This window comes from Pyrobaculum sp., assembly GCF_049971835.1.
In the GTDB taxonomy this organism is placed as follows: domain Archaea; phylum Thermoproteota; class Thermoprotei; order Thermoproteales; family Thermoproteaceae; genus Pyrobaculum.
This window is the reverse complement of the sequence record NZ_JBMFKV010000002.1, coordinates 1-23864: the sequence shown is the minus strand read 5'-3', so window position 1 is coordinate 23864 and position 23864 is coordinate 1. Positions and strand designations below refer to the sequence as shown.

The 23864-nt window shown below is 51.8% G+C and carries 30 protein-coding genes; 17 read left to right on the top strand and 13 right to left on the bottom strand.

The genetic code is table 11. The features are described 5' to 3' along the window. Positions 1–28: 28 nt before the first annotated feature. The 4 genes from ACP5J3_RS00455 to tgtA all read left to right on the top strand — a co-directional run bounded on the left by ACP5J3_RS00455 (position 29) and on the right by tgtA (position 5258). The gene (locus tag ACP5J3_RS00455; protein ID WP_428493835.1) at positions 29–1552 is read left to right on the top strand and encodes a type II secretion system F family protein; all 1524 of its coding nucleotides are present in this window, start codon (positions 29–31) and stop codon (positions 1550–1552) included. A gap of 3 nt (positions 1553–1555) precedes the next feature. Then, positions 1556–3040 carry a type II/IV secretion system ATPase subunit gene (locus ACP5J3_RS00450; protein ID WP_428493834.1) on the top strand — a complete coding sequence of 495 codons (1485 nt, stop codon included), beginning with the start codon at positions 1556–1558 and terminating at the stop codon, positions 3038–3040. 186 nt (positions 3041–3226) lie between these two features. After that, on the top strand, positions 3227–3736 hold the full coding sequence (locus tag ACP5J3_RS00445; protein WP_428493833.1) for a hypothetical protein: 510 nt from the start codon (positions 3227–3229) through the stop codon (positions 3734–3736). Between the two features lie 37 nt (positions 3737–3773). Next, positions 3774–5258 (top strand): tRNA guanosine(15) transglycosylase TgtA, encoded by a 1485-nt coding sequence (tgtA, locus tag ACP5J3_RS00440; protein WP_428493832.1) that lies wholly within the window; start codon positions 3774–3776, stop codon positions 5256–5258. Here tgtA and ACP5J3_RS00435 read toward each other — a convergent pair. Genes ACP5J3_RS00435 through ACP5J3_RS00420 form a run of 4 tightly spaced genes read right to left on the bottom strand, consistent with a single transcriptional unit; the run spans position 5247 to position 8149 of the window. Then, positions 5247–5963 carry a proteasome assembly chaperone family protein gene (locus tag ACP5J3_RS00435; protein WP_428493831.1) on the bottom strand — a complete coding sequence of 239 codons (717 nt, stop codon included), beginning with the start codon at positions 5961–5963 and terminating at the stop codon, positions 5247–5249. The two genes, tgtA and ACP5J3_RS00435, sit on opposite strands and share 12 nt — an antisense overlap. Then, positions 5960–6472: a transcription factor gene (locus tag ACP5J3_RS00430; RefSeq protein ID WP_428493830.1), complete on the bottom strand. Its 513-nt coding sequence runs from the start codon at positions 6470–6472 to the stop codon at positions 5960–5962. Before ACP5J3_RS00430 ends, ACP5J3_RS00435 begins: the two co-directional genes overlap by 4 nt. 41 nt (positions 6473–6513) lie before the next feature. Beyond that, the gene (gene hflX / locus ACP5J3_RS00425; protein ID WP_428493829.1) at positions 6514–7674 is read right to left on the bottom strand and encodes a GTPase HflX; all 1161 of its coding nucleotides are present in this window, start codon (positions 7672–7674) and stop codon (positions 6514–6516) included. Further along, complete coding sequence (locus ACP5J3_RS00420; protein ID WP_428493828.1) at positions 7664–8149, bottom strand: multiprotein bridging factor aMBF1; 486 nt, start codon at positions 8147–8149, stop codon at positions 7664–7666. The genes hflX and ACP5J3_RS00420 overlap by 11 nt, the downstream gene beginning before the upstream one ends. 46 nt (positions 8150–8195) lie before the next feature. On the opposite strand from ACP5J3_RS00420, the gene ACP5J3_RS00415 reads away from it, so the two are divergent. Then, a complete protein-coding gene (locus tag ACP5J3_RS00415) occupies positions 8196–8654 on the top strand; it encodes a PUA domain-containing protein (protein WP_428493827.1) in 459 nt (152 codons plus the stop codon). On the opposite strand, the gene ACP5J3_RS00410 is transcribed toward ACP5J3_RS00415, so the two are convergent. Together ACP5J3_RS00410 and ACP5J3_RS00405 are read right to left on the bottom strand one after the other, a co-directional pair. Continuing rightward, positions 8626–8901, bottom strand: a complete 276-nt coding sequence (locus ACP5J3_RS00410; RefSeq protein WP_428493826.1) for a hypothetical protein — start codon at positions 8899–8901, stop codon at positions 8626–8628. The genes ACP5J3_RS00415 and ACP5J3_RS00410 overlap by 29 nt on opposite strands. Next, on the bottom strand, positions 8885–9178 hold the full coding sequence (locus tag ACP5J3_RS00405; protein ID WP_428493825.1) for a tRNA-intron endonuclease family protein: 294 nt from the start codon (positions 9176–9178) through the stop codon (positions 8885–8887). The genes ACP5J3_RS00410 and ACP5J3_RS00405 overlap by 17 nt, the downstream gene beginning before the upstream one ends. 78 nt (positions 9179–9256) lie before the next feature. Between ACP5J3_RS00405 and ACP5J3_RS00400 the strand changes: the two genes are divergently transcribed. The 4 genes from ACP5J3_RS00400 (at position 9257) to ACP5J3_RS00385 (ending at position 11287) form a co-directional block, all read left to right on the top strand. Beyond that, positions 9257–9499, top strand: coding sequence for an LSm family protein (locus ACP5J3_RS00400; RefSeq protein WP_428493824.1), 243 nt, complete (start codon positions 9257–9259; stop codon positions 9497–9499). Next, on the top strand, positions 9496–9654 hold the full coding sequence (locus tag ACP5J3_RS00395) for a 50S ribosomal protein L37e (protein WP_148682984.1): 159 nt from the start codon (positions 9496–9498) through the stop codon (positions 9652–9654). Before ACP5J3_RS00400 ends, ACP5J3_RS00395 begins: the two co-directional genes overlap by 4 nt. Positions 9655–9736: 82 nt before the next feature. Further along, positions 9737–10318 carry a MarC family protein gene (locus ACP5J3_RS00390; RefSeq protein ID WP_428493823.1) on the top strand — a complete coding sequence of 194 codons (582 nt, stop codon included), beginning with the start codon at positions 9737–9739 and terminating at the stop codon, positions 10316–10318. Between the two features lie 42 nt (positions 10319–10360). After that, on the top strand, positions 10361–11287 hold the full coding sequence (locus ACP5J3_RS00385) for an Mrp/NBP35 family ATP-binding protein (RefSeq protein WP_428493822.1): 927 nt from the start codon (positions 10361–10363) through the stop codon (positions 11285–11287). Here ACP5J3_RS00385 and ACP5J3_RS00380 read toward each other — a convergent pair. Beyond that, a complete protein-coding gene (locus tag ACP5J3_RS00380) occupies positions 11284–11670 on the bottom strand; it encodes a cytidine deaminase (protein ID WP_428493821.1) in 387 nt (128 codons plus the stop codon). The two genes, ACP5J3_RS00385 and ACP5J3_RS00380, sit on opposite strands and share 4 nt — an antisense overlap. A 37-nt stretch (positions 11671–11707) precedes the next feature. Between ACP5J3_RS00380 and ACP5J3_RS00375 the strand changes: the two genes are divergently transcribed. Together ACP5J3_RS00375 and ACP5J3_RS00370 are read left to right on the top strand one after the other, a co-directional pair. Next, on the top strand, positions 11708–12646 hold the full coding sequence (locus ACP5J3_RS00375; protein ID WP_428493820.1) for a hypothetical protein: 939 nt from the start codon (positions 11708–11710) through the stop codon (positions 12644–12646). A gap of 26 nt (positions 12647–12672) precedes the next feature. Next, positions 12673–13455 (top strand): SDR family oxidoreductase, encoded by a 783-nt coding sequence (locus tag ACP5J3_RS00370; protein WP_428493819.1) that lies wholly within the window; start codon positions 12673–12675, stop codon positions 13453–13455. Here the strand turns inward: ACP5J3_RS00370 and glyA are convergent. The 5 genes from glyA to ACP5J3_RS00345 are packed head-to-tail and all read right to left on the bottom strand — an operon-like array spanning position 13444 to position 17663. Continuing rightward, positions 13444–14736, bottom strand: coding sequence for a serine hydroxymethyltransferase (gene glyA / locus ACP5J3_RS00365; RefSeq protein WP_428493818.1), 1293 nt, complete (start codon positions 14734–14736; stop codon positions 13444–13446). The genes ACP5J3_RS00370 and glyA overlap by 12 nt on opposite strands. A gap of 40 nt (positions 14737–14776) precedes the next feature. Further along, positions 14777–15508 (bottom strand): cyclic pyranopterin monophosphate synthase MoaC, encoded by a 732-nt coding sequence (locus tag ACP5J3_RS00360; protein ID WP_428493817.1) that lies wholly within the window; start codon positions 15506–15508, stop codon positions 14777–14779. Further along, a complete protein-coding gene (locus tag ACP5J3_RS00355; RefSeq protein ID WP_428493816.1) occupies positions 15505–15834 on the bottom strand; it encodes a TFIIB-type zinc ribbon-containing protein in 330 nt (109 codons plus the stop codon). The genes ACP5J3_RS00360 and ACP5J3_RS00355 overlap by 4 nt, the downstream gene beginning before the upstream one ends. Before the next feature lie 30 nt (positions 15835–15864). Continuing rightward, positions 15865–16923 (bottom strand): type 2 isopentenyl-diphosphate Delta-isomerase, encoded by a 1059-nt coding sequence (fni, locus tag ACP5J3_RS00350; RefSeq protein ID WP_428493815.1) that lies wholly within the window; start codon positions 16921–16923, stop codon positions 15865–15867. Further along, positions 16923–17663: a 50S ribosomal protein L2 gene (locus ACP5J3_RS00345; RefSeq protein WP_428493814.1), complete on the bottom strand. Its 741-nt coding sequence runs from the start codon at positions 17661–17663 to the stop codon at positions 16923–16925. The genes fni and ACP5J3_RS00345 overlap by 1 nt, the downstream gene beginning before the upstream one ends. A gap of 132 nt (positions 17664–17795) precedes the next feature. On the opposite strand from ACP5J3_RS00345, the gene ACP5J3_RS00340 reads away from it, so the two are divergent. Genes ACP5J3_RS00340 through ACP5J3_RS00320 form a run of 5 tightly spaced genes read left to right on the top strand, consistent with a single transcriptional unit; the run spans position 17796 to position 21064 of the window. Continuing rightward, the gene (locus ACP5J3_RS00340; RefSeq protein ID WP_148682987.1) at positions 17796–18011 is read left to right on the top strand and encodes a 30S ribosomal protein S17e; all 216 of its coding nucleotides are present in this window, start codon (positions 17796–17798) and stop codon (positions 18009–18011) included. Positions 18012–18013: 2 nt separating this feature from the next. After that, positions 18014–18703, top strand: coding sequence for a peptidylprolyl isomerase (locus ACP5J3_RS00335; RefSeq protein WP_428493813.1), 690 nt, complete (start codon positions 18014–18016; stop codon positions 18701–18703). 36 nt (positions 18704–18739) lie between these two features. After that, positions 18740–19345, top strand: a complete 606-nt coding sequence (locus ACP5J3_RS00330) for a proteasome subunit beta (RefSeq protein WP_014289499.1) — start codon at positions 18740–18742, stop codon at positions 19343–19345. A 21-nt stretch (positions 19346–19366) separates the two neighbouring features. Continuing rightward, positions 19367–20623: a phosphopyruvate hydratase gene (gene eno / locus ACP5J3_RS00325; protein ID WP_428493812.1), complete on the top strand. Its 1257-nt coding sequence runs from the start codon at positions 19367–19369 to the stop codon at positions 20621–20623. Positions 20624–20653: 30 nt separating this feature from the next. Beyond that, on the top strand, positions 20654–21064 hold the full coding sequence (locus ACP5J3_RS00320; RefSeq protein ID WP_263245864.1) for a winged helix-turn-helix domain-containing protein: 411 nt from the start codon (positions 20654–20656) through the stop codon (positions 21062–21064). On the opposite strand, the gene moaA is transcribed toward ACP5J3_RS00320, so the two are convergent. Continuing rightward, complete coding sequence (moaA, locus tag ACP5J3_RS00315) at positions 21049–21981, bottom strand: GTP 3',8-cyclase MoaA (RefSeq protein ID WP_428493810.1); 933 nt, start codon at positions 21979–21981, stop codon at positions 21049–21051. The genes ACP5J3_RS00320 and moaA overlap by 16 nt on opposite strands. Before the next feature lie 87 nt (positions 21982–22068). Between moaA and ACP5J3_RS00310 the strand changes: the two genes are divergently transcribed. Beyond that, positions 22069–23526, top strand: a complete 1458-nt coding sequence (locus tag ACP5J3_RS00310; protein WP_428493809.1) for a serine/threonine-protein kinase — start codon at positions 22069–22071, stop codon at positions 23524–23526. Positions 23527–23864: the final 338 nt, after the last annotated feature.

Sequence of the window (23864 nt, the reverse complement as noted above, 5' to 3'; positions counted from 1 at the left end):
TTTTTAAGGCGCTATCACGTAGGGTGTTGTGTTTGGCGCTATAGCTAAGTGGCAGTTAAAGGGGATAGAGAAGACGGACATCGATCCTCTGAAGTTTAGGAACACGGCGAGGTTGTTCGGCATTTTGGGCCTTGGCGTGTTGGCGGCGGGTGCGGCGTTCTCAGCGCTGGGTCTCTTTCCTCTTGGTCCTGTGTTTCTGGGAGTCGGCGGCTTGGTGTTTTTCCTCCCCAAGCTCTTGGTGTCTATACGCGCCGGCTCTATACGTGAGATGCTGTCGACGGAGATGGTGTTTTTCACGGCGCTGGTCCAAATGGCGTTTGCGACGAAGGCTCATCTCAACCTGCTTATTGAGCGCATGACGCGCTACAGAGAGCTCCCGGGCGTGAGGACCCTCGCCATAGCCGCCTGGAACAACGCCAGGATGGTGGGGCTTGAGCCGCTGGACGCAATGAAGCGCGCCGTGGAGAAGCTAGCCCCGCAGAAGCTGGTTTACCGCTTCAACTCCCTGTACACATCCCTCAGAATTGGAGAAGATATAGTGGCGAAGCTCTCCCTCTACATGGATATGGACATCGTGGAGTTCTCCTCGGCAATGCAGAGACGTATGGATAGAATGACCTCGCTCATCTCATCCCTCGTTGTAGGTCTGGCGATGCTTTCCGTAACCGCCGTGGTGATAGGAAGAGGCAACCCCGCCATGTTAGTAATAATGGGTGGGCTCCTCCCCGCTGTTTTAGGCGTCGTGATGGCTCTCTTCATCAACGTACCCCTTATGAAAATGGAGTTTAGAAAAGTCCCTTTAATCTTTGGAGTCGCGTCATCCATTGCTATGATAGTATTAGGTTTTACGCCAGCAGCTTTCTACGCGCCTCTAATGGCCTTTGCCGTGGCCCTAGCTGGGTGGATATTCACAAGGGAGAGGATAGATGCAAAGTCTTTCGAGAGGGGGTTTATGGATTTTGTATATACAGTTTTTGACGAGCTTAAAAGAGCGCCGTCTGTTTTCCGCGCCGTTGAAAACGCAATTACCTTTGGAGACTACGGACCCTTCAATAACAAAGCCGCCGCGGTGTTGCAGACTATGAAGGTGGGCGACAGCCGGCTAGAGGATGTTGTTTTAAAAGACATGCAACCAGTTATGTCTGTGATCTTAAGAATGTTATTCGACATCTACCGCCTGGGTACTCTGCCCCGCGCGACAATTGATCAACTACAGAACTTTGTTATGAAACTCTTTGAATACAGGACAGAAATTGGGAAGACTTTAAACATAACGCGTTTCTTGGCCCTCGCCGGCGCCGCCATGGTGGCTTTTGTGAACACCTCTATGATAAAGCTGACGGAGGCCATGTCTAAAATCTCAGGTGGGGCACAGCTAGGCGGCGTTGGAATGAGCATGCTGTACATGGCGCTGGGCATAATGGCTGTGGGCTACTACTTCCTCTTCGCCCGCATCAGCTTCTCCACGAGGGGGGGTTTGCTGTACCTCGCCATGCTCTACCTGGCAATTTTCGTGGCTTCATTCTCAGTTGGACTATTCCTACGCGCATAGGCTATGCTGGACTTTCGGCTTGACTCCTGCCAGGGCGCCATTGTTGAGGAATACCTGTCCGAGGGGGCGAGGATTCAGATTTACCAATCGGAAGATGGCTACTGCTATAACGTGGCCTATGCGTTTCCCTACTCAGAGAGGGTGGGCGAATATGCATATAAGGTAGTGGAGTACTTAACTGCCAACCAGATAATTAGACCCAACATCTCACGAGAGGAGCTTGGCAAACTAATAGAGATGGCAATGACGGACATCGGGGTACCTAAGCAACTACGCGCCGCGGTTAGGTACTACGTCCAGCTCGAGGCGGCGGACTACTCCTACCTAACGCCTATATTGTATGACATCAGACTTGAAAATGTCAACATAAATGGAACCGACAACCCGATCTTTGTAGATCACCGCGATTATGGATACAACGTAAAGACAAATGTCATACCAACTAATAGGGAGTCATTGATAAAAATCGTGGGGAGAGTCTATGCGGAGACCGGAAGGCCACTAAACGAGCAGTACCCAATTCAAGACACTTATATTAGACTAAGGAACGGGGCGTTGCTACGTTTTGCAACTGCGATGTCTACCCGCGTATCGAGAAACCCGCCGTACGTCTCCGTGCGTATCCAGCCGCCCTTCCCAATATCCCCCACTGAGCTCATTAAGAAGCGTACCATCTCCGCGCTTGCGATGGCCTACCTCTGGTACCTCTTTGAGCACCATAAATCTGTTATGGTTATCGGAGGCACGGGCACCGGCAAGACTACATTACTAAACGCACTGCTTGTCCTCCTGCCTCATAAACGCCTCGCCATCGCCGAGGAGACTCCGGAGATAAGAGTCCCCCCGAGCTACCAGAACGTGGTAATGCTCTTCACATCGCCCATGTACGACTACATGAAGCACCTGCCCGGATCTGAGTCCGCCATATATCTAATAGACTTGGTTAAGTACCTCCTACGCGCCAGGCCCGACATAATTATAATCGGCGAGAGCCGCGGCCGCGAGATACACGAGCTGATACAAGGCGTGTTGACAGGCCACGGAGGCGCCACCACGTTCCACGCGGAAGACATCATGGAGGTCTTCATGCGTCTCACTGGCGAGGCTATGGGCGTCTCGGCGGAGCACCTTTCCGCTTTCCACGTGTTGGCCACTATCAGAAGATTCGAATTCGGTAGGAGGGTCACGTCTCTGACGGAGGTGGTGTGGCTGAGGGCGTATCCATACGCGGCTCCAGGCAAGATAAAGATTAAAGAGGAGGAGTTCGGCTTAATAAACGTGGGTTGGTACGACCAGCGTACAGACACCGTGGAGGTGGATCTAAGGAGGTCCTACTGGCTGCAGAAAGTAGGGGGTTACGATGAGATCCTCGAAAGAGCTAAGTTCTTGACGGCTCTTGTGGAGAGGGGGATTTACGATGCTGAAAAAGTTGGGGAGGCCGTGAGGGAGTACTACAAAGCGAAACATGCTCTGCTACGGAAGGCCTGAAGAGCTGACTAGAATAATTCAAAGAGAAATTGAGCTACTATCTTCATTAATCAATATTGATAAGAAGCTTGATAGCTTTATAAAGAAGAAGTTAGAATTACTTAATGTATGTATGAATCAGATAAAGAAGCTACCTAGCGGCGAGTATCAAATAGTCGCTGTGGAGAGCTGTGAAATAATACCACTATGATAGATACACTCATAGCGCTTGTGGTGGGGCTCCTGGCCGCCCTCGGCGGGATATTCATAAAAGACGCCAAGGCGCTCGCCGTATTCACGGTCTTAATCGCGGTAGCCGCCTTCCTCCTGGCAGTCATAACAAATATGAGTACGATATCTCTAGGGCTTTTGGGGCTCGCGGTGGCTACTGTGAGAATAGGCATAGCTGGAAAGCGGGTTGTTGAACACAGAATCAAGACATATAGATCTAGAAGGAGGCTTAGTAAGCTTGAAGAATCTGTGAGAACTACCCCAGAAAACATAGTAGATGTAATACCGGCGGGCTCCGTGAGGAGCATCCACCCATGGATAGTCAACCTCGTGACTCTCGTGAACAACGCCTATGCGAGGGGATACGCCGTAGAGGAGCCGAGCTGGTTCAGAATTGTAAGGCAGTATCTAGCCACTGTAGGGCCCCAGTTTTCTGCCGATAGGACAAAAGTGCTTTCGGAATACGAAATTACAGAGCTGGAATAGCCTAGTAGCCGATATATAGCTTGGTTTTTAGCGACTTGTGATATTTGAACTAGTTGCCAAGGATCTCGCTGGCAGGATCGGGAAACTTTACACGAAGAGCGGCGTTGTTGAGACGCCGGCTCTGTTCCCCGTGGTTGATCCTAGAAAACAGGAGCTTCCACTAGATGTGATTAGGCGCTATTTTGGACAGGTGATTACAAACTCCTACTTTGTATACAAACTCGCAGGCGGCAGGGCGGTAGACGTTAAGAAAGTGCTGGGCTGGGATGGCGTGGTCATGACCGACTCGGGCGCCTACCAAATAATGAGGTACGGGAGTATCGAGGTGGATCCCGACGAGATTTTGCTTTACCAGGCCAGCATCGGAAGCGATATCGGCGTAATACTAGACCTACCCTTTGACTACGAGGAGCCGTACGAAAGCGCCTTGCTAAAGGTAGAGGAGACTATCAGGAGAGCAAAAAGAGCCGCGGCTATGCTGGAGAGGCTAGATATGTTGGTTGTGGGCCCTATACAAGGCGGTCTGCATCTAGATCTCCTGACTAGATCCGCGCGTGAGATCTCTAAGCTCGGCTTCCACATCTTCGCTATTGGTAGCCCCACGACGTTGCTTGAGGAGTATAAATTTGACTTGTTGCTTGAAGCCGTACTGCACGTCAAGGCAAATATCGTGAGAGAGGCGCCTCTACACCTCTTCGGCGCTGGTCACCCACTAATCCTCCCGTTTGCAGTTGCTCTAGGCGTCGACCTCTTTGACAGCGCCTCCTACGTGTTATACGCAAGAGACGGCAGGATAATGCTTAGAGATAGGACCCTCCGCCTCGACGATGTGAAGACAGATTACCTCCCCTGTAGCACGAAGCTGTGCTACACGCCAGTAAAAGAAATACGGGAGATGACCAGAGAAGAGCGCACTCAACTAATCGCCGAGCACAACCTAGCAGTTCTGAGAGAGGAGCTCCTCGAGGTAAAACAGAGAATACACGAGGGGACGCTGTGGGAGTACCTCGAGATAAAAGCCAGGGCACACCCATCGCTGTACAGGTTTCTAAGAGGCCTTGCAAAGTTTAGGAAGCTTATAGAGGAGTACGACCCCGAGACTCACCCAAAGCCGCACGGACTCTTTTTCTACCAAGACACCGCCGACTCCCGGCCAGAGCCACTTAGACACTGGACTAGGATGGCGAATCTGTACACGCCCTCTAGAACCGCCGTGGTGATTAGGGTAGACGAAAAACCCTACAGCAGAACTTGGGAATACCGCTACGTCAAGAAGTTAACCGGAGGAAGGGCCCACATCCTCTTCTACGACCCCGTGTTTGGCATTGTGCCGGAGGAGGTGGCCGAGGTGTACCCCCTCTCCCAGAACGAGGCCGAGGGCGAGGGCGAGGGGGCACGTGCCCATGCATACGAGTGGCTAAGTCAATACGACGTCGTCTTGACGTACAACGTCGATTTGCCTATTATTGGCAAAAGAGTCGTGAAGCTAAGGACTCTTGACGAGGTGTCTCTATATATATAGCCTAGACGCCTCCTCGCGCTTGCTCTGCTCCTCCATCCGCCTCCGAACCTCCTCAATCTCCCTCTCAAGCTCCTCTGCCATCTGCCTAAGCCCACTGGTGTCCACCGGGAAGTCGAACAATTTAGAAAAGTAGTCAACGGCGACGCTGGCGGCGTAGGGATCTGCAGGTCTTGTCACGTCGGCGTACGGCAGTATCACCAGCGTGGGGAAGTCAAGCTCCTCTAGAAACGAGGTCAGGTACGCCAGGGGCCCCACTATCTGGAGACCTTGCTCTAATATCTTTGCATCTCCCGTGGGGAGCCCCGCCCTTCTGTATGCCGATGTGTAGACAATACGTAGCTTATCCTCGCCTCTCTGTAACCTCCCGTCTAAGCCACCGAAAAGCACAGCCAGCTTAAACTCATTTGCAACCACCCACGTGGCGAGGGCTTTAGTATAGTCATAAACCGCAGCCTCATGAATCCCGTAGTTGTTCACAACCCCCACCACCCGGCCGCATGAAAAAATCTCGTTCTGCAACAACAGCCTGTCCCCCTCCATAGACACTATGGGCGGTTCCCCTCTGTACCTCACGACGCCCACCGCGTCACAGTTCCGCGCTATATACTTAGTCGCCAGGTGGCCAACAATGCCGATACCAGCGAAGCCGGTGATAAAAATCTCGTGGTTCTCGACAGGCTTGAAAATTCTAAACTCCACTTTCATAGTTTTTCAAGTTTTTCAAATGTCTTAGTCAGTTTGTTTATCCCTTCTACACTTTCTACGTATTCTAACTGAGCTCCACATATAGGGCATAAACCACCTCTATTAACCGCCTCGTCTAGCGTATACATAGTAAAACAGTTTGGACATATGTAATATGCCCCCTCTGTCAGTGATCTTATCAGCATAGAGATCTTCTCCCTGGCAACCCTAGCCCTGCTACTAATTGCTTGTCTTATAATCTCGTCATCAACGTACCAGGTATATTCAATGCGGTAATCCTCCGTCGTTTTCTTCCTCACGCCAACCAAACCCAGCCGCATTAAATATTGTAAAATCCTCCTTGTCTCAGCAGTAGATATGTTAAGGAGGATTGCAATTCGGTCATCTGAGAGATCCTCCTTCCTCTCGTAGAGCATATCCACAACCTTCCGCGCAAGCCTCCCATACTCAGGACTGTCGAACTCCCACGCTACGCTCTTCTCAACAATATACATATACACATCTCTCATCCCCCAGCCCCCCGCACGCCTATATAAGCATTGCCCCCCACCTAGCGAGTCGGCCCGTTACTGCGGAGCGGTACAAATACAACATCGCCAACACGAAGCCCCCTCGCGCCGTCGTCACTACTCGTTCTAACTATACTATACCCCGGCACCTGGAAGAACAACACCACTTTAAGAGCCTCGATGCCGAAGCCTGTCAACGCAGAGACTGGGACAAACCAGCTAAAATACCTTCCCAACACCCCGCGCAACTTCTTCACATCCTCAAGTCTAATTTTGTCAACTTTATTCACCACAGGAATTATTTTCTCGAGATCTACCCCGACCTCCCCCAGCGTCTCTATAGAAGTCTCGAGTTTCCTAGCGATCTCCTCGGGCGGCTCAGACCCGTCTACGACTAGGAGTATCCTGTCGGCGTCTATAATTTCTTGCAGAGTAGAGTGAAAGGACTCTATTAGCAACGGCGGTAGGTCGTCTATGAAGCCTATTGTATCTGTCAACACGATTTTCTTTCCCCATAGGTCGAGCGCCCTGCTGTATGTCTCAAGCGTGGCGAAGGGTCTCCCATCGACAGGTTTATTCTCATTCACCAGCCTATTGAAGAGAGTAGTCTTGCCTGCGCTTGTGTAACCTGTCAGCACAACTTCAGGTATGCCGGCCTCTCTCCTCTTTGCGATATGCATTACCCTTCCCCTCTTGGCGTCTTCCAGCCTCCTCCTAATAGTGGAAATGCGTTTCACAATGTGGCGGTAGTAGGCGTCAATTGCATACTCGCCGGCGCCCATGAAGCCCAGTTGCTCGCCCATCTTAGCCCTTCTTAGGTATTCCTTTACCTTTGGCAATTCGTATCTCAGCCTCGCCAGTTCTATTTGCAACTTAGACTCTAGACTCCCCGCTCTCTTTTCAAATATTGAGAGTATCACATATATTCTATCAATAACCTTTCGTTTAAAAAGTCTTTCTAAATTAAATATTTGTAAAGGAGTCAAGCCGTGGTACGCTATAAACATATCGAAGTCCTTCTCGGCGATCTCTCTCGCCTTGCCTGCCCCGAGATAAAACCGAGTATCTGTCTTTGCAAACTGCGTCACTAACTCAGCTACCTCAAACCCGGCTACCTCTACAAGCGATACAAACTCCTCCAGCTTGTAGCCTAGATTAGGCGTCCTTGGACCCACATAGGCGAGAAGCGCTCTACTCCTCACCGTCCTCTCTAATTTCCGCCACCTCGCCCAGCGTTAGACCCCTCTCCACCCTGCCCCCGCCCTTGACGCCTCCCTCGTCCTGCGCTTCTACTAGTAGCTTAACGCCGAGCGTCTTCTCCAACTTCTTAGCCAGTGAGATGTCAGGCTGTAGCTGGCCTGCCTCTATCCTCCTCAATACTGTCTCCTTGATACCCAGCATGACTGCCAACGTCTCTCTCGCGAGGCCGAGGTTCTCCCTCGCCCTCCTAATCACCTCGCCATAATTTTCAACAAGCTCCAGCTCCACCGGCGGAGGACGCGGCGCCGGCGCACGCCTAGGCCTCGGCGGAGGTGCCCCTCTCTGTTGCGGAACTTGGGAAAACACCTTTTTGCCGTAGCGGGCTGCGCAACTTCTACAGACGTACAACACGGCTTTGTCCACCTCTACGGGTACGGGCTCGCCCTCTATAGGCCTTCCACAGATTTCGCAATACACATACCCACAGTGGCAACTTTATTTAAAAGGTTAGCTACCTAGCCACGTGGCGCTCGACGCCTTACAGATAATCGCGTACCTATATGGTAGAGAGGTGGCGGAGAGGCTCAGGAGCCGCGGTATTAAGATCGAGCGCAATAAGGCCGGCCGCATTAGATACGTCTATGTAGATGGCAAGCTGGCGTTCGTGTTGAGAAACAACGACGGCTACTTGTTGCCTACGATCTACGGCGCGCAGTTTTTAGACAGGGGGGTCGTCATTAGTGGTGAGGTTTCCGAATATATAAAACAGGGCCGCAACGTCCCAGCTAAGTATGTACGAGACGTATCAGGTCAGGCAAGGCCCAACGGCGAGGTTGCCGTCACCGATCCAGCAGGCGCCGTCATAGCCGTCGGGAGACTGCTATACAGCAGAAAAGAGCTCACGCTGGGGAGGGGATACGCCGTCAAGGTGAGGGAATCTCTAAAAGGCGCTACTACACTGCGGACAGAGCCTCCTCAATAGAATTGTATACTCCTAGAAGCTCCGAGCCTCTGTACACCTCTACCTTCCTGAGGACACATTGTTGTAGTATATTCTGAGGAGTTACTCCAGGGAAAATACGTGACCAAGGTGCCGGCCTGCCCTCTTCATCAAGGGCCTTCACCTCTCTGTCGATGCCGACCTTCCCCCGACACTTGGCGAAGTGCAGGACAAAGCGCACACCGCGACTTCTCGACGCCTCCACCAACCGCTCAAATAGCTTCAGCATAGACGTTCCGAGGCAATCTGATTTTCCTCACGAAGTAGTACGTCGCTGTGCCGTCGTTGCTCACCAGCGCCAGTACAGCCGGCATGGATAGGGTCTCGCCCATATTTATAACACTTAACAAAGTCTGTATTGTGATTTCCACACCCTCCACCATTACGTAGAAGAGGTACTTGTCCTTCTTCTCCGCCACGAACATACTGTCGCTGAGCCTCTCAACTATCTTAAACCCCCTCGACTGGAGATCTCTAAACACCTGCTCCAGCAACACGTCGCTCACGGCGGTTGCTACGCCGTCTTTTTTAAGTTTAGCTCTGTCACGTCAATAAATTTTATAAACCGCACCCACTTCACGGCCATGGCTTCGGATCTATCTAAGTGCTTTGCCACGCTGGGAGCCACGCTACAAGACTCAATTGGAAAACAGGTGCTGGTAAAGCTAAGAGACAGCCACGAAATAAGGGGGATACTCCGCTCCTTTGACCAACATGTAAATCTGCTACTTGAAGACGCTGAGGAGATAATTGACGGAAATGTTTACAAACGCGGCACTGTGGTTGTAAGGGGAGAAAATGTGTTGTTCATATCGCCGGTGCCATGAAGGGCACGCCCTCAATGGGTAAGCACAGCAAGGGAAAGACCCATATTAGATGTCCGCGTTGTGGCAGACATTCATATAACGTCACGAAGGGGTACTGCGCCTCCTGTGGATGGGGCAGATCTAAAAGATTAAGGAAGTACAGCTGGGCGAAGTAAAGATATAAATTAAGTGGTATTGCTGAGGGGGTGGAGAGGGCCCGTCATCGCTGAGAAGTGATAGAGAAATCTGGGTTCTGACATGTTGACAGATCTCCTAGCTTCTATAGTGGTGTTATACGTGGTGGTGGACCCAATAGGCAATATCCCCCTCTTCATGGCTGTCACTTCTAAACTAGACGCGGCACGCAGACAAAAGGTGTTGATGACCTCAGTCGCCGTCGCAACTACGATTCTTGCGCTCTTCGCGGTGTTTGGCATTGGCTTTCTTAGTTATTTTGGGGTTGGTATTGGCGACTTTATGGTTGCAAGCGGTCTTGTTCTCACCGCGTTTTCCCTATACTACCTTCTGAGGCCTTATGAACAAAGCACAGTTTCTGAAGGCGTGGAGATTGCCGTGGTGCCTCTGGCGGTGCCGTTCCTGGCCGGGCCTGCCTCAATTTCGTATGTCTTGGTAGTTTCAAGCCATGTAGGCCCCTTACTTGCCCTTGTGGTGGTGGCCGCGGCGTCTTTTCTTACGTTAATTACTCTAATGGCTTCTAGCTTCTTAACAAGATTATTGGGAGTTCTTGGAATTAGGGTGCTTGAAAAGATTATGTTAATTCTGAGCGTCGCCATAGGCATCTCACTTGTACGTAGAGGCATATTGACGTGGATGGGGTAACGTCGTGTATCAGTATAAATATTCCTAACATTAAGAGTGGCAATGTCAGTTGGGGTCAACATACGTGGCCAAGCCCCGGCGCCTGGCTCCCTCGCCGATGCGCTGAAAAATGTTAAGCTAAAACTAGTCACAATCTCCGGTAAGGGTGGTGTTGGGAAATCTCTTGTGACCACGTCAATTGCGGTGGGGTTCGCCATGAGGGGGTACAAGGTAGGTATCCTAGACGGCGACGTCTACGGGCCAACAGTTCCAAAGATGTTAGGCCTCTCCGACAGCACTTTATATGTTGACCAGAAGACTAATAAGATTATTCCAGTAGTCGGCCCCCTTGGGATAAAGGTTGTGTCTATAGAATTCGCTTTACCGGGCGACGACACGGCGGTGATTTGGAGAGCCCCACTCGTAAACCAGGCGTTGAGGGACTTTATAGCACAGGTCGAGTGGGGGCCTCTCGACGTTTTAGTAGTTGATCTGCCCCCCGGCACTGGAGACGCCCCGTTGACAATTGCCCAGAGCTTGCAAGGCGGACTCGACGGAAGCGTTGTTGTGACAATACCTACGGAAATATCCCGGAGAATTGTACTTAAGGCGATCGACTTCTCCAGAAAGCTCAATATTAGGGTAGCTGGCGTCGTTGAGAATATGTGTTGCTTTAAATGTCCAGATAACGGAAAGGTATACTACATCTTTGGCAGAGGCGCTGGGCTGAAAATAGCCGAGGCCGCCGGCGTGCCCTTCCTGGGGGGCATCCCAATAGATCCAGAGTTTTCGCAGTACCTAGACTCTGGGAGACTACACGAATTTCTAGCTCAAGACAACGAAACTGCCAAGGCTATATTAACTATTTCTGATAAGCTAATAGAAATGTATAAAGAGAAGCTAAGCCAGCAGACCGCCCCCAGGGAGGAGAAGCCGAAAAGAATCTCCTTGTTGAAGCTACCAGGCGAGGAGGAAGAGGAGGAGAGTTAAGTGCGTAGTTTTTCTCCAGTAAACGCGTTTGGCAACAGCTGGGAGAGGTTGCTCTCTACCACCTTCTTCCTACTCGCCATTATTATCAACGCATTTGGATTAAACTCCGCAATTACTTGTCTACAAGCTCCGCATGGGGGAGTGGGCTCCTCAGTGTCTGTATACACCACGACAGCCTCGATGTCTCTATCCCCCTCGGAAACTGCCTTAAACACAGCGACGCGCTCGGCGCAGACGGTCAGCCCATAAGATGCGTTTTCTATGTTTACCCCCGTATAAATCTTGCCACTCTTGGTCTTCACTACTGCGGCTACTCTAAACTTGGAATATGGAGCGTAGGCATTTCCTATCACCTCCTTAGCTCTCTCTATGAGCTCCTCCATGGCATAGCTTTATATATGGATTTTAAGGAATGGGCGCGTGCCCACCGCCGATGATATTAGAAAGAGAATTGTGGAACACGGCATGTCGATAAGCGATAGGGTAATCGCCACTCTCCCGCCGAGATACGGCTTAATGGTGGAGCAGATCAGATCTATTTCACGAGCCTACAAGAACGACTTAGATACCTTTTTAGCAAATCTATCCACGGTGAAGGGTTTAGACATCTTAGTGATATACCTAGCGCTTCTTGCGGTACTGTACAAACACAAAGCCCTAAGTGACGGCGAGTTGAGAAAACTTGGCGAGGCCTTTGAGAGATATGTATATGACGTCTTCTCAGCCTCAAGAGCCCGCAGGGCGCTTGAGGAGGCTGGAGTGGAGAGGGAAGTGGCAGACGACGCTATTTCCAACGTCGCGAGAGCGCTTAACGTAATAGGTAGCAAGTACAAGTCAGCCTACCTGTGGGTAGCTAAACAACGCAAGATATCTCATTTCGAAAATAGTATTAGATCGCTACTTTTTCGCGGCGAGGGCGGTAGCAGAGTTGGTAGAGGGGTGAAGCTCTTCCTTCGCCTATTTATACACGACGCCAACATACCCCTGGCGATTAAAATAGCCTATACCCACGAATACAAGAAGTACATACTACATGGCGATATCTATACCGCCCTAGTAACGTTGAGATCTGGGGCTTTCGAGGACGTTGCGTCTCTCACAGCCGAGAAGGTGAAGGCGAGGGTGGCGAGGCGTCTCCTATGCGAAGCTAGAGAGGGGCGGCAGAGATGCGGGGATGTGGTAATTAGACTGGAAAGCGTACGCGGACTCGTCAGACATGTAGGTAAGATAAGCGGGGATCCCCTCCTATATGAGCGCGGGGCTTACGACATCGGTGTTAACTACTGTAGAGATCTCAAGTGTGATATCTGCCCTATTAGAGATGTGTGCAGACGCTACATCTTTGTAAAATTGAAATAGATATATACAACACTCTTTGAAGACTCATGTTGCTTAAAAACCGCGTCAGTATCGTGACAGCTGCCAGCAGAGGCATTGGGGCAGGTGTCGCAAGCGTTCTCGCGAGGGAGGGGTCGAATTTAGTAATCGCCGCGAGGAGTATCGGCAGACTAGAAGAGTTGGCAAAAAATTTGGAGAATCAATATGGAGTCTCTGTGGTACCTGTACAAGCCGACTTGACAATTAGAGAGGATATCAAAAAGATTGTAAACACTGCGATTCAAAACTTTGGCAAGGTAGACGTATTGGTTTACAACACTGGGCCGCCTAAGCCCGGCGCCTTTCTTGAGCTGACTGAGGAGGACTGGGACTACGGCGTGAGGCTACTTTTAATAAGCGCCGTCTGGATAACCAGAGACGTCCTACCGTATATGATAGAGAGGAAGTGGGGGCGACTTATCTACATCACCTCCTCTACGCTTAAGCAGCCTATCCCCACGCTTACGCTATCTAACGTTATTAGAATTTCGCTGGCTGGCCTTATCAAGACACTGGCATACCAAGTCGGGAGGTACAATATCTTAGTTAATGGAATTATGCAGGGTTATATCGATACCGAGCGCGTGAGGGAGGTTGCCATGGCGAGGGCCCAGAGAGAGGGGCGGCGCGTCGAGGAGATACTGGGTGAGCTTGAGAGGGAGATCCCGCTTGGCCGGATAGGAAAGCCGGAGGAAATAGGGGAGCTGGTCGCCTTTCTGGCCTCGGAAAAGGCTAATTACATTACGGGATCTCTTATTCTCATAGACGGCGGGAGGACGCTATGTATATAGATTAAGCGAACCAAGGAATTTATCTACGAGCTCCCTATCAATCTTAAAGCCGTACTTTATCTCTAGATACATCTTTCTGAACTCAACCACGTCGCGCCTCACCGCCTCAGTATCCTCGCCTTTGACAACCCTGGCTATGAATCTAGCTATTTCTCGCATCTCGGAACGCCCCATGCCGAAGCGCGTCATCTCCTGCACACCGATTCTAATGCCGCTGGGCTTCAACACGCTCTTGTCCCACGGCAACGCGTTTTTATTAACGATGATGTTCGCCTCCTCAAGCCTTTGCGCGATTTTGTCTCCCCCGCCGAATTTAGAAACATCGACGGCGACTTGATGCGTCTTTGTGAATCCCTGGCGCTCGGCGACAGGCGTTATGCCCTCCTCAGCCAAGGCCTCCGCCAAGGCTCTGGCATTTTCTTGAATTCTATACGCATACTCCGCGCCAAACAGCTCCATCTCTACCAGGGTTACGTAAGTCGCGGCGTAGCGATGAAGGTGGTAATTAGACGTAAAGACGGGGAACACCGCCCTTTGAATTGAGCTGTTTACCTCATCATCTGAAACCGTTGCGATGAGCCCGCCTTGGGGACCTGGAAACGTCTTGTGAGTAGACGAGGTAATTACGTTGGCGCCCTCCCTTAAAGGATTTGGGAAGACCCCGCCGATAATTAGACCCAAGACGTGGGCCGAGTCGTGGAGCACATAGGCGCCAACTGTTTCTGCAATTTCTGCAATTTCCTTCACGGGGTGTGGGAAGAGGTATAGAGACGCCCCTGTGATTATGAGGTTTGGCCTCTTCTCTTCTATAACTTTGCGGGCGCCGTCGACATCTATATTAAAGTTGTCTAGATCCCACGGCAACTCGACAGCCTTTACCCTCAATGCCTTAAGCCCCCCTACGTTGTTGTGGCTTATATGTCCGCCGTATTTAACAGGTAGCGAGGCGACGGTGCCGCCCTCGGGAACTAGCGCAAAGTAAGTGGCCAGATTAGCGACGGTGCCCGAGACGGGTCTCACATCTACAAACTTGGCCCCCAAGACGTTTGCAAAACGTCTAGAGAGGGCGTCTTCCAACGCGTCGACGTATTTAGTGCCTTGGTAGTACCTACTGCCTACGGTGCCCTCGGCGTATCTCCCCGACAGATCATTTAAATAGACTAGTTCAGCTAGAGGAGACATTACGTTTTCGCTTGCTATTAGGTTTATGGTCTCCCTTCTCCTCCACGTGTTGTGCGTCAGCGTTATGTTTAGCACCTCTTCAAGATCTCGCGGAAGCATTGAGGTGACAACAACCGAGTATTAATAACTTCCCGGCGCCCTAGTCTAGACGTAGCAACTTGATGTATGTGTGGGGATATTGACCACTCTCGTCTTTTTCATACTTCTTCGCCATGTCCCATATCGTGAGGAGGGCCACGCCGGTTGCAAACAACGCCTCAGGCGCGGGCGTGAAGTCCCGCGCCTTTATAGACACGCCAACTTCGACGCTCTCTCTGACGTCTATATCTATCTTGAGATGTTGTATAGAGGGACAGGGCCCTCCTATAAGTTCACACAGTCTTTTGGCGTTGAGAGCCGCCGCCGTCTGCGCGGCGTAGATGGGGTGGCCCTTCTCCACGGGGCTCTTCACCACGTTGTAATTCTTCATCTTCATCACCCCGTAGGCGGAAGCCGTTAAACCCCCTTCTCTCACAAGGGCCATCTCTGTAAGCGCCGCCTCGCTCAGCGCCTGCGCCAAGTTTTTTAGCTTTATCTCTACTGCCAAGTCCTCTATCTTCACAGCCCCCGACCCGATTAAGCCTACTAGGGCGCCAAAGAGGACGTCCATCTCGACGCCTGTCTGCCACTCGGTAAGCCCCTCTACGTATAGCCTACCGTCTTTACACCACGCCGACGCTGTGAGGGGGAGGGGGTGCAGAAACGGGAGGTATCTACTAGCCACAACGGCGGCTCTCACCGCGGCGGCTGTATTGCATATCTGCACTGAGGCGCTTGCGGAAGCTCTCGCGTATCTAGAGACGTCTGGTTTTTTAGAAACGTCAACAATCATTGAAAACACCTCTCTGCATCGTCATACAGTTTTTTCAGCTCTGCCGGCGTCGTCTTACGCCTCTCGGCTCTCTGCAGTAGGATTTTAGCGGCCAGCAACCTCGCGTTTTTCTCGTCAAGCTCTTTTAGAAGCTGGGATACCAACTCCTCACAGCTATCTACAGGCGCGTCGATATACTTTTCGAAAAGCTTCGCTTTTTTTATCTCCACCTCTATCCACGTATAATCTGGCTGCGGCATTGGCCACCTATGGCCACATTTCTTACACACATATTCGTTGGAGGGGAGCAACATCACGTCTTTAGAGCCGCACTTGGGACAAGACACGGAGAATACAAACCCCCGGGCTATAAATTCTTAACAAGATAGGCGCCTCTGCTCAATCCAATTTCTAAGCCTTGGCCCATATACACGCGGCACCATCGCCAAATCCCGCACAGTGCGGGCGCCTGTTAGAAACATGGCGGTTCTCAACTCGGCAATCACAGCCTCAATTTCGCCCCGCAACCGACCCTCAAGCGCCGCCTTTAATAGAGGCTGGGACATCGTGAAGAAGTGGGCACCCATTGCCAAGGCCTTCGCGCCATCTAAGCCGCTTCTAATCCCGCCAGACGCAATTATGTATCCCGCGTATGCCGACCTCACTTCGCATATAGAAGCCGCCGTGGGTATCCCCCACAGCCTAAACGTCTCGGCAAGTCTCCTCTGTAGCGACGACTCTCCAGACCTGGCGCCCTCTATCGCAACGAAAGAGGTCCCGCCGAACCCCCCGACGTCTATAGCATCGGCGATTCCCGACAGCCGCGCCGCCACCTCCTTCGAAATGCCGTTGCCGGTCTCCTTTACGATAAGAGGCCTACCTGCAACCTTCTTGACAATCTTCAACTTCTCCAACACCCCCCTGAAATTCGGCTCACCCTCTGGTTGCACCACCTCTTGAGCCGCGTTTAGATGCACGGCGATTGCATATGCATCTATCATATCCACGGCCTCCACAACCCACGCCTCAAGCTCTTTTTCTGAAAGCTCGGCTAGTTGTGGAGCGCCGAGATTTGCCACCTTAGGCACCGACGGGGCGTTTTGCTTAACTACTTCAAACGTCCACCTAACCTCCCTCTTCACCAGCGCCACCCTCTGGGAACCCACGTAGATAGGTATGCCGAACTCCTCCGCGGCTTTCGCCAACTCGGCGTTTATCTTCCCCGCAAGCTCCGTCCCCCCAGTCATCGCCCCTATTCCAAACGGAGCCTTTACTGGAGCGCCTAGAAAACGAGCGCTTAGCTCCACCTCGGAAATGTCCATCTCTGGAAGGGCGTTATGTATCAAAACAACCTCCTCAAACCACGCAGAGCCGACTTGTGAAATTTCCGAAGAGGCGATGTAGATGTGGTCGTCCTTTCTCTTCTCTATGCCCATTACTGTTTCTGCTGCGCCCTAGCTCTCACACAGCCGCGGCCGGTGCAGTTCGAACCAATAAAGCCGACTTTCTGGCCCGGCGGCGCCGTCCTCGGCACAGGCGTGCCGCCCTTCTGGTGCGAACCTCCGCCGTGCGGATGCGCGTATGGAGACATCGCCTTGCCCCTGACAGTGGGGTACTTCCACGCCTTCGCTCTAGCCCTGTGGTACTTCTTCCCCGCTTTTAGAAACGGTTTCTCAATCCTGCCGCCGCCTGCCACAATGCCCACGGTGGCCCTACCTCTGGAGTCCACCTCCACAGTCCTCCCGCTGGGCAACCGAATTATGGTCTTATTCTCCTCCGGCTTCTGCCCCACCACCACTGCGTAGGTGCCGCCCGACCTCGCGAACTTGCCCCCATCCCCCGCCCTCTTCTCAACATTGAATATCATGGTGCCCTCTGGAATTTCGCCGAGGATCATTATGTTGCCGGTTTTTGGAGACGCCCCCCTGCCTATTTCAATTACCTGCCCCACGTAGAGTCCCTCCGCCGCGTAGTTTAGAAACTCAACGCCGTTTTCAGTTTTTATCCTCGCCGCGGGGGCGTTGAGCCCCGGCTCGTGCACTATATCAACTACATACCCCCTCCCGGACAAGGCCTCCAGAGGCGGATACCTCACTGGGCCGTCTCTCTTCCAGCTCGGCGACCTGAACTGAGACCCTCCTCTTCCACGCCTCTGTACTAAAATCCTCTTACCCATCGCGCCTTGTGGTTTAGACACTTTATAAATATTAACCACACGGCTTTAGTGTGAAGAAATGCACCTCACCTGATCCGTGATGAGCTACACGGCGCACTGAATATTTAAATATATAACTCACGTGAAGGCGCCATGGGTCGCGTCAGACCTCGATATATTAAATCGCTGGGTGAAAAACTCCTTGAAATGTACCCAGATAAATTTACCGATAAATTTGATGAAAATAAAAAGGCGGTAGCCGAGCTCGCCGAGATCCCAAGTAAGACGGTGAGAAACCGCGTCGCTGGTTACATAACTAGACTTGTCAAGAGACGCAAAGCGCAGGAAAAGGCTGAATCCTCGGCTTAAATATGACCCTGGCGAAGGGCGACTACATCCTCCTTGACTACGCGGTTGTTTCAAAAGACGACGGGAAGGTGGTGGAGACTAGCCAGGAGGCGGTAGCCAAGGAGGCTGGTATATACCGACCTGAGGAGGTATACGGGCCGCGGCTTATTATTCTCGGCGAGACGCCGCTGTGGGAGCCCGTGGAGAACGCCCTGCTTAGCCTAGACGAAGGTCAAGAATTCGAGGTTGAGGTGCCCCCCGAGAAGGCCTACGGAGTTAGAGATCCTAACAAGGTCAAGGTTGTTTCTATTAGGGAGTTTCACCGCCACGGCGTGATTCCCAGCGTGGGCGACGTCGTGGACTTCGAGGGGCAACGAGCGAGGGTGGTGTCTATCTCAGGTGGGCGGGTGGTGCTAGATTTCAACCACCCCCTGGCCGGGAAGACGTTTATAGTCAAGGGACGTGTAGTGAAGAAGTTAAACACCGTAGAGGAGCGGGCCGTGGCTTTGCTGAGGCTCTACCTGCCGAGGGTCTCCGAGGAGAAGATCAAGATATCGCTAGATGGAGACGTCATGACGGTAATCCTCCCAGCCGAGGTTCTGCTGTACGAGCGCATAGGCGGAATTCTGTTGCAGTACACCTCAGAGGTTTCTAGCAAGTTCCAGGGGGTGAAAAAGGTGAGATTTGTAGAAGAGGTGGAGCTTAAGTCCTAGCCAGAACACTTAAAAGGAGTTTCCAACACCCTTCCGATGACGACAACCGTCGGCATTGTGGTAAGAGATGGGGTGATCCTGGCGACAGACAAACGAGTAACTGCTGGATACTACATCGCCCACAAGAGGGGAGAGAAAATCTGGAAAATAGACGACCACGTGGCGGCTACGATGTCCGGCGGCGTTGCAGATCTGCAGTCCGTGTTGTCGTTTCTTACTCTACGCGCCCGCGAGTACAGGATGGAGCACAAAAAGCCTATCCCGATAAGCGCCTTGGTGAACTACATGTCGCTAATCCTATTCTATTCACGTCCCTACGTCTACATCGTACATTCAATTATCGGCGGTGTCGACGAGGGGGGAGCCGCTCTCTACATGATAGACTGGCTGGGGACCGTCACCAGGGAGAGGTACATAGCCACCGGTAGCGGCTCGCCGTACGCCAAAGGCGCCCTGGAGGTGGGGTATAGAGAAGACATGTCGCTGGAAGAGGCCATAGACCTCGCTATAAAATCTGTCAAGGCGGCGATTAGAAACGACCCGGGCTCCGGGGAGGGGATTGATGTAGTTGTAATAACTAAGAAGGAGGGATTTAGGAGGGTGTTTACAACACAGCAAAAAATAGTACTACCAGAGATATAAACTAGATACTTTACGCCTCATATGCAGATTAGCGACGTCTGGATACGGAAGGTATTTACCGGCAGAGGGGACGTCACAGTAGAAGTCGAGCTAACAGTCGAGAATCCAGCTACCGGTGAGGTGTTGACAACCAGAGCCGCGGCGCCTGCGGGGGCCTCTAGAGGCCTCCACGAGGTTGCGTATTTCCCCGAGGGGGGCATCGACGCGGCTCTGGCCGCTTTCGAGAAGCTAGTAGCGCCTGAAATCGTCGGCCTGGACGTGACGGAGCCATACTCTGTTGACGGGAAGCTGGAGGAGATAGACGGCACCTACAGGTTTGAGAAAATCGGGGGGGCCGTGGCCATAGCCACATCATTTGCAACCGCAGAGGCGGGCGCCGCCTCGCTGGGCATCCCCCTATTTGCCTTTATAGGCGGAGCTTACGCAAGGCGGCTCCCGTTGCCTCTAGGCAACGTCATCGGCGGGGGCAAGCACAGCAGGGGGCTGGGCCCCGATATACAAGAGTTCCTCGTCGTGCCGCTTAGCCCCCCTGATATATACACGGCGGTGTACGCCAACGCCGAGGTACATAAACGCGTCCTCAAGCAGATACTCAAAGTAGATACCTCGTTTACCGGTGGGAAAAACGATGAGGGGGCCTGGACCCCCCGTATATCGTCGACAACTGCCTTGAAAATTTTGAAAGAGGTGGCGAGGGAGGTGGGTAGTGAGGTGGGCGTAGAAATCGGCCTCGGCGTTGACATGGCTGCCTCTAGTCTGTGGAGCGGCGAAAAATACATCTACAAAAACGAGGGCGTGGAGCGGAGTCCACATGAGCAACTACAATTTGTGTCTAGGCTAATTGAGGAGTTCGATCTCATATATGTGGAGGACCCCTTCCACGAGGAAGATTTCCAATCCTTCGCTGAGTTGACGGAGAAGTTTAGAGACCGCCTTATAGTTGGGGATGACCTCTTCGTGACCAACCCCGAGCGTATAAGAGAGGGCGGGAAGGCAGGGGCCGCCACTGGCGTGATTATAAAGCCGGATCAAATAGGCACGTTGCTCAGAGCGCACCAAGCGGTGCAGACAGCCAGGCATTTCGGCATGCGCATCATCGTGTCGCACAGGTCGGGCGACACCGAGTACAGGACTCTTTCACACATAGCCGTTGGGTTCGGCGCAGAGATCATCAAGACGGGGATAATGGGAGGGGAGAGAACCGCCAAGTTGAACGAGTTGATCAGAATCGGCGAGTACCTAGGCAAGTGGGGCGTGACTTCTAGACTCCATTTATGAATCTATTTTAACTCTCTTAAACAGAGCTCTGTGGTTGTTAAGATAAAGATGCGCATATGGATAGACAAAGACGGACAGGAGATAATGGGGCCCGGTATATACAACATTCTTAAAGCTCTGGAGGAGACAGGCTCCATAGCCTCAGCCGCTAGGAGGCTCGGCTACTCCTACAAGTTTATCTGGACCTACATCAAGAAGCTTGAGGAAGCCCTAGGCGTCCCCCTTGTGGAGTCGAGGCGGGGGGGCAAAGAGAGGGGCGTGTCGGAGCTCACAGAAGTGGGCAAGCTACTCCTGAGCTACTACGAAGCTATGAGCAAGGAGGCCGAGCAGGTGGCGGCGGCTTGGGAAAGGCGGTTCTCGGAGCTGTTGTCTAATCTTGAGCAATATGTTGCTAAGCCCAGCAGAGACGAGGAGGAGATCCCATACTACGAGGAGGAGTAGAGCTTGAATTTGGGCTCTCTCTTTGCAAGCGCTTGGCGTACGGCGTAAACCAAGCCTTCGACGTCGCGCGTCTTTATATATGGCAACAGATCGACGGCTGGCTCGGCGTATATACACGTCTTTAACTTGCCGTCGCTTGTCAACCTCATAGTAGTGCACCCGCTACAGAAAGTGGGGTTATTGAAGTTCTTAATTAACTCTATGGTCACCCCGGCCACGACGTATAGAGGTCTATTATGGAGTTCTCTCCTCATTCCAACAGGCCTACCTCCCAGCTCGTTAATGATAGATACCACCGTCTCTATGGGCTCGTAGTAATTGTCGAAGATCTTGACACCTGATCCGTTTGGCATTAGTTCAATAAATTGGAGAGAGGCCCCAAGCGACGCGGCAAGTCTAATTAGACCCTTTACGCTTTCTCTATCTGTATTTACTCCGCGCATCACCACTGCATTTAGCTTAAGCGAAATACCCCTGTTTCTAGTCTCGACAAGACCTCTTAAAACCTCGCGAAAAGCACTGGGCGGCACACCGGCGATTTTTGAGTATTTCTCAGGATCTGCGACATGCACCGACACATTGATTCTCCTCAGCCCCGCCGCCTGTAACTTATCAATCCACCTTCTCAACAAGTAGCCATTTGTAGTCAACGTAACCACCGCGCCGCTCTTAGCAATACTTGAAATTACTAGATCTATGTCGCTTCTCAGAAGAGGCTCGCCGCCGGTGATCTTGAAGTCGGAGACCCCCAGCGATTTGAACACCGACGTAACAAAACCATAGTCCTCAGCCGTTAAGCCTCTACCTTGGCGCCTCAACTGACCCTCAAAGTGGCAAAAGACACAGTTATAGTTACATTCGTCATTAACCACGTACCTAAGCTTCTGGAAAGGTCTGCCATATCTATCAAAAAGCACAGACCAGACACGATTGGTAGGTTAAATACATTAAACAGTTTACGTCTACTACACGTATACTTATATCTCTTCTTCTTTCTAGCAGTGGTGGATAGCTGGCTAGCGGCAACTCCGGCTGTTGTGTCCTCACTTGCCAGCTGGTTTGTATACAGACACTACGCTGTGCTAGGTTGGATTATCCTGTCAGCCCTTTTGCTAATCCTCTCAGGTAACGGCGCCGTCTTACTCCTAAATACTACATTGATAACGTTGGTAATCTTTAGGGCTATCTACGATAGATATAGAATTGCAACAATGATTTTATTTACAATAGTTACTTTTATAAAAATATTAATTCTTATTGAATACTACTTGAATGAAATATTAATCTATATATATTACTTAGTTGATGAAGTATTTACAGGATACTCAATTGCATTAATGTACCTATACAACTTCAAGCCAAGCCAGCTCGGCAAATCCCTATGGTTGCTATTACCGGCGTCTGCCTTAGTCTCTACGTCCACGCTACCGCTTTCGGTCTTAGCTGGGAGCACGGCGGCTTTAGCCGACGTGTCGCCTATGTTAGTGATAGCTCTGGCGGCTTTCAACGTTTACTACCTCACATCTCTAGGCGAATTCCTAAGCATTTTGCCTGCGTTAATGCTTCTACTATCTTATGTACTCACTTATAAGAGGGTTCTCTACCTCTCCACACAGCCACCTCTGGGCTGGCTATATTCTTGGCTAGGCGGGCGGTATAAGGTGGTCCGCCTCCTAGGGATAGGCGGATTTAGCTATGTACTAATGGTGAGGCAGAAGGGGAGTGTCTACGCCGCGAAGATACTACGTTACCTTGACGACTACGGGGCGCCGTTGGCTGGAGACGAGAATATCTTACGCCATTTTGGACAGGAGATGAACCGATACCTCGAAATAAGGTCGGACTACGTAGTAAAGGCTTTTGAGGTATACCTACCAGCGGTGGGGTACAACGACATGCGTCAATACATGAAAAACCCGCCCTACATATTGCTAGAGTATATGGAGGGGGGGACGTTGAGAGATCTGTTGAGGGCTCGGAAGAGGCTCCCGCCGGGCCAGGTGGCGGAGTTGTTTAAACAGCTGGCCCAGGGGCTGTACGAAATCCACAAACACAACATCGTCCACCTGGACATAAAGCCTGAGAACATAATGTTCACAAAAGACTGGAAGACGGCGAAAATAGGCGACATGGGAATAGCCAAGGTGGTAACTGGCGGCTATGTGCACAGTAGCTTCATGTCGCCCGCATACGCAGCGCCTGAGGTTAAGAAAGGCACCGCGTCGTTCGCCTCTGATATATACTCGCTGGGGTGCGTCCTCTACGAGGCGCTGACCGGCATAAACCCCAATGTTTTTATTGAAAACGGCTACCAGATACCGCCCCCAAGTACTTATGCCGCTGACGTACCTGCATGGATGGACGATCTTATCCTGAGAATGCTGAGCATAGATCCGTCGAAGAGGCCGAGCGCCGCCGAGCTAGTTAACTTTATATCGAACATTTTAGAGAGTCGGCGATGACGTGGAGATGCCCCGTCTGCGGCACCGAGAGGGTTGCGTCTGCGGCTTCGCCGTTTGGCATTGTGTAGTTTTCACATGCGCGTCTACCCCCGGATCGGCATAGGAGCTAGATAGGTTTCGGCCCCCGCCGCGCCCAGCCACGTCGCTGGCTTAGGCGCGCCGTCTCCGCCCGCCGCCTCTCAGCCGCCTCCCGGCGTTACACATCTTTATATGGGGGGTTTAGCTCTCCTCTCCCCTCTCCTCTTGACTCCCAGCTTCCCTCCTCCCTCCACCACTGCCTTGTACATCAGGGTTGCGGCTTTTAGAGCTGGCTGGTATTAGCCAGCCGCTGGCCAGCT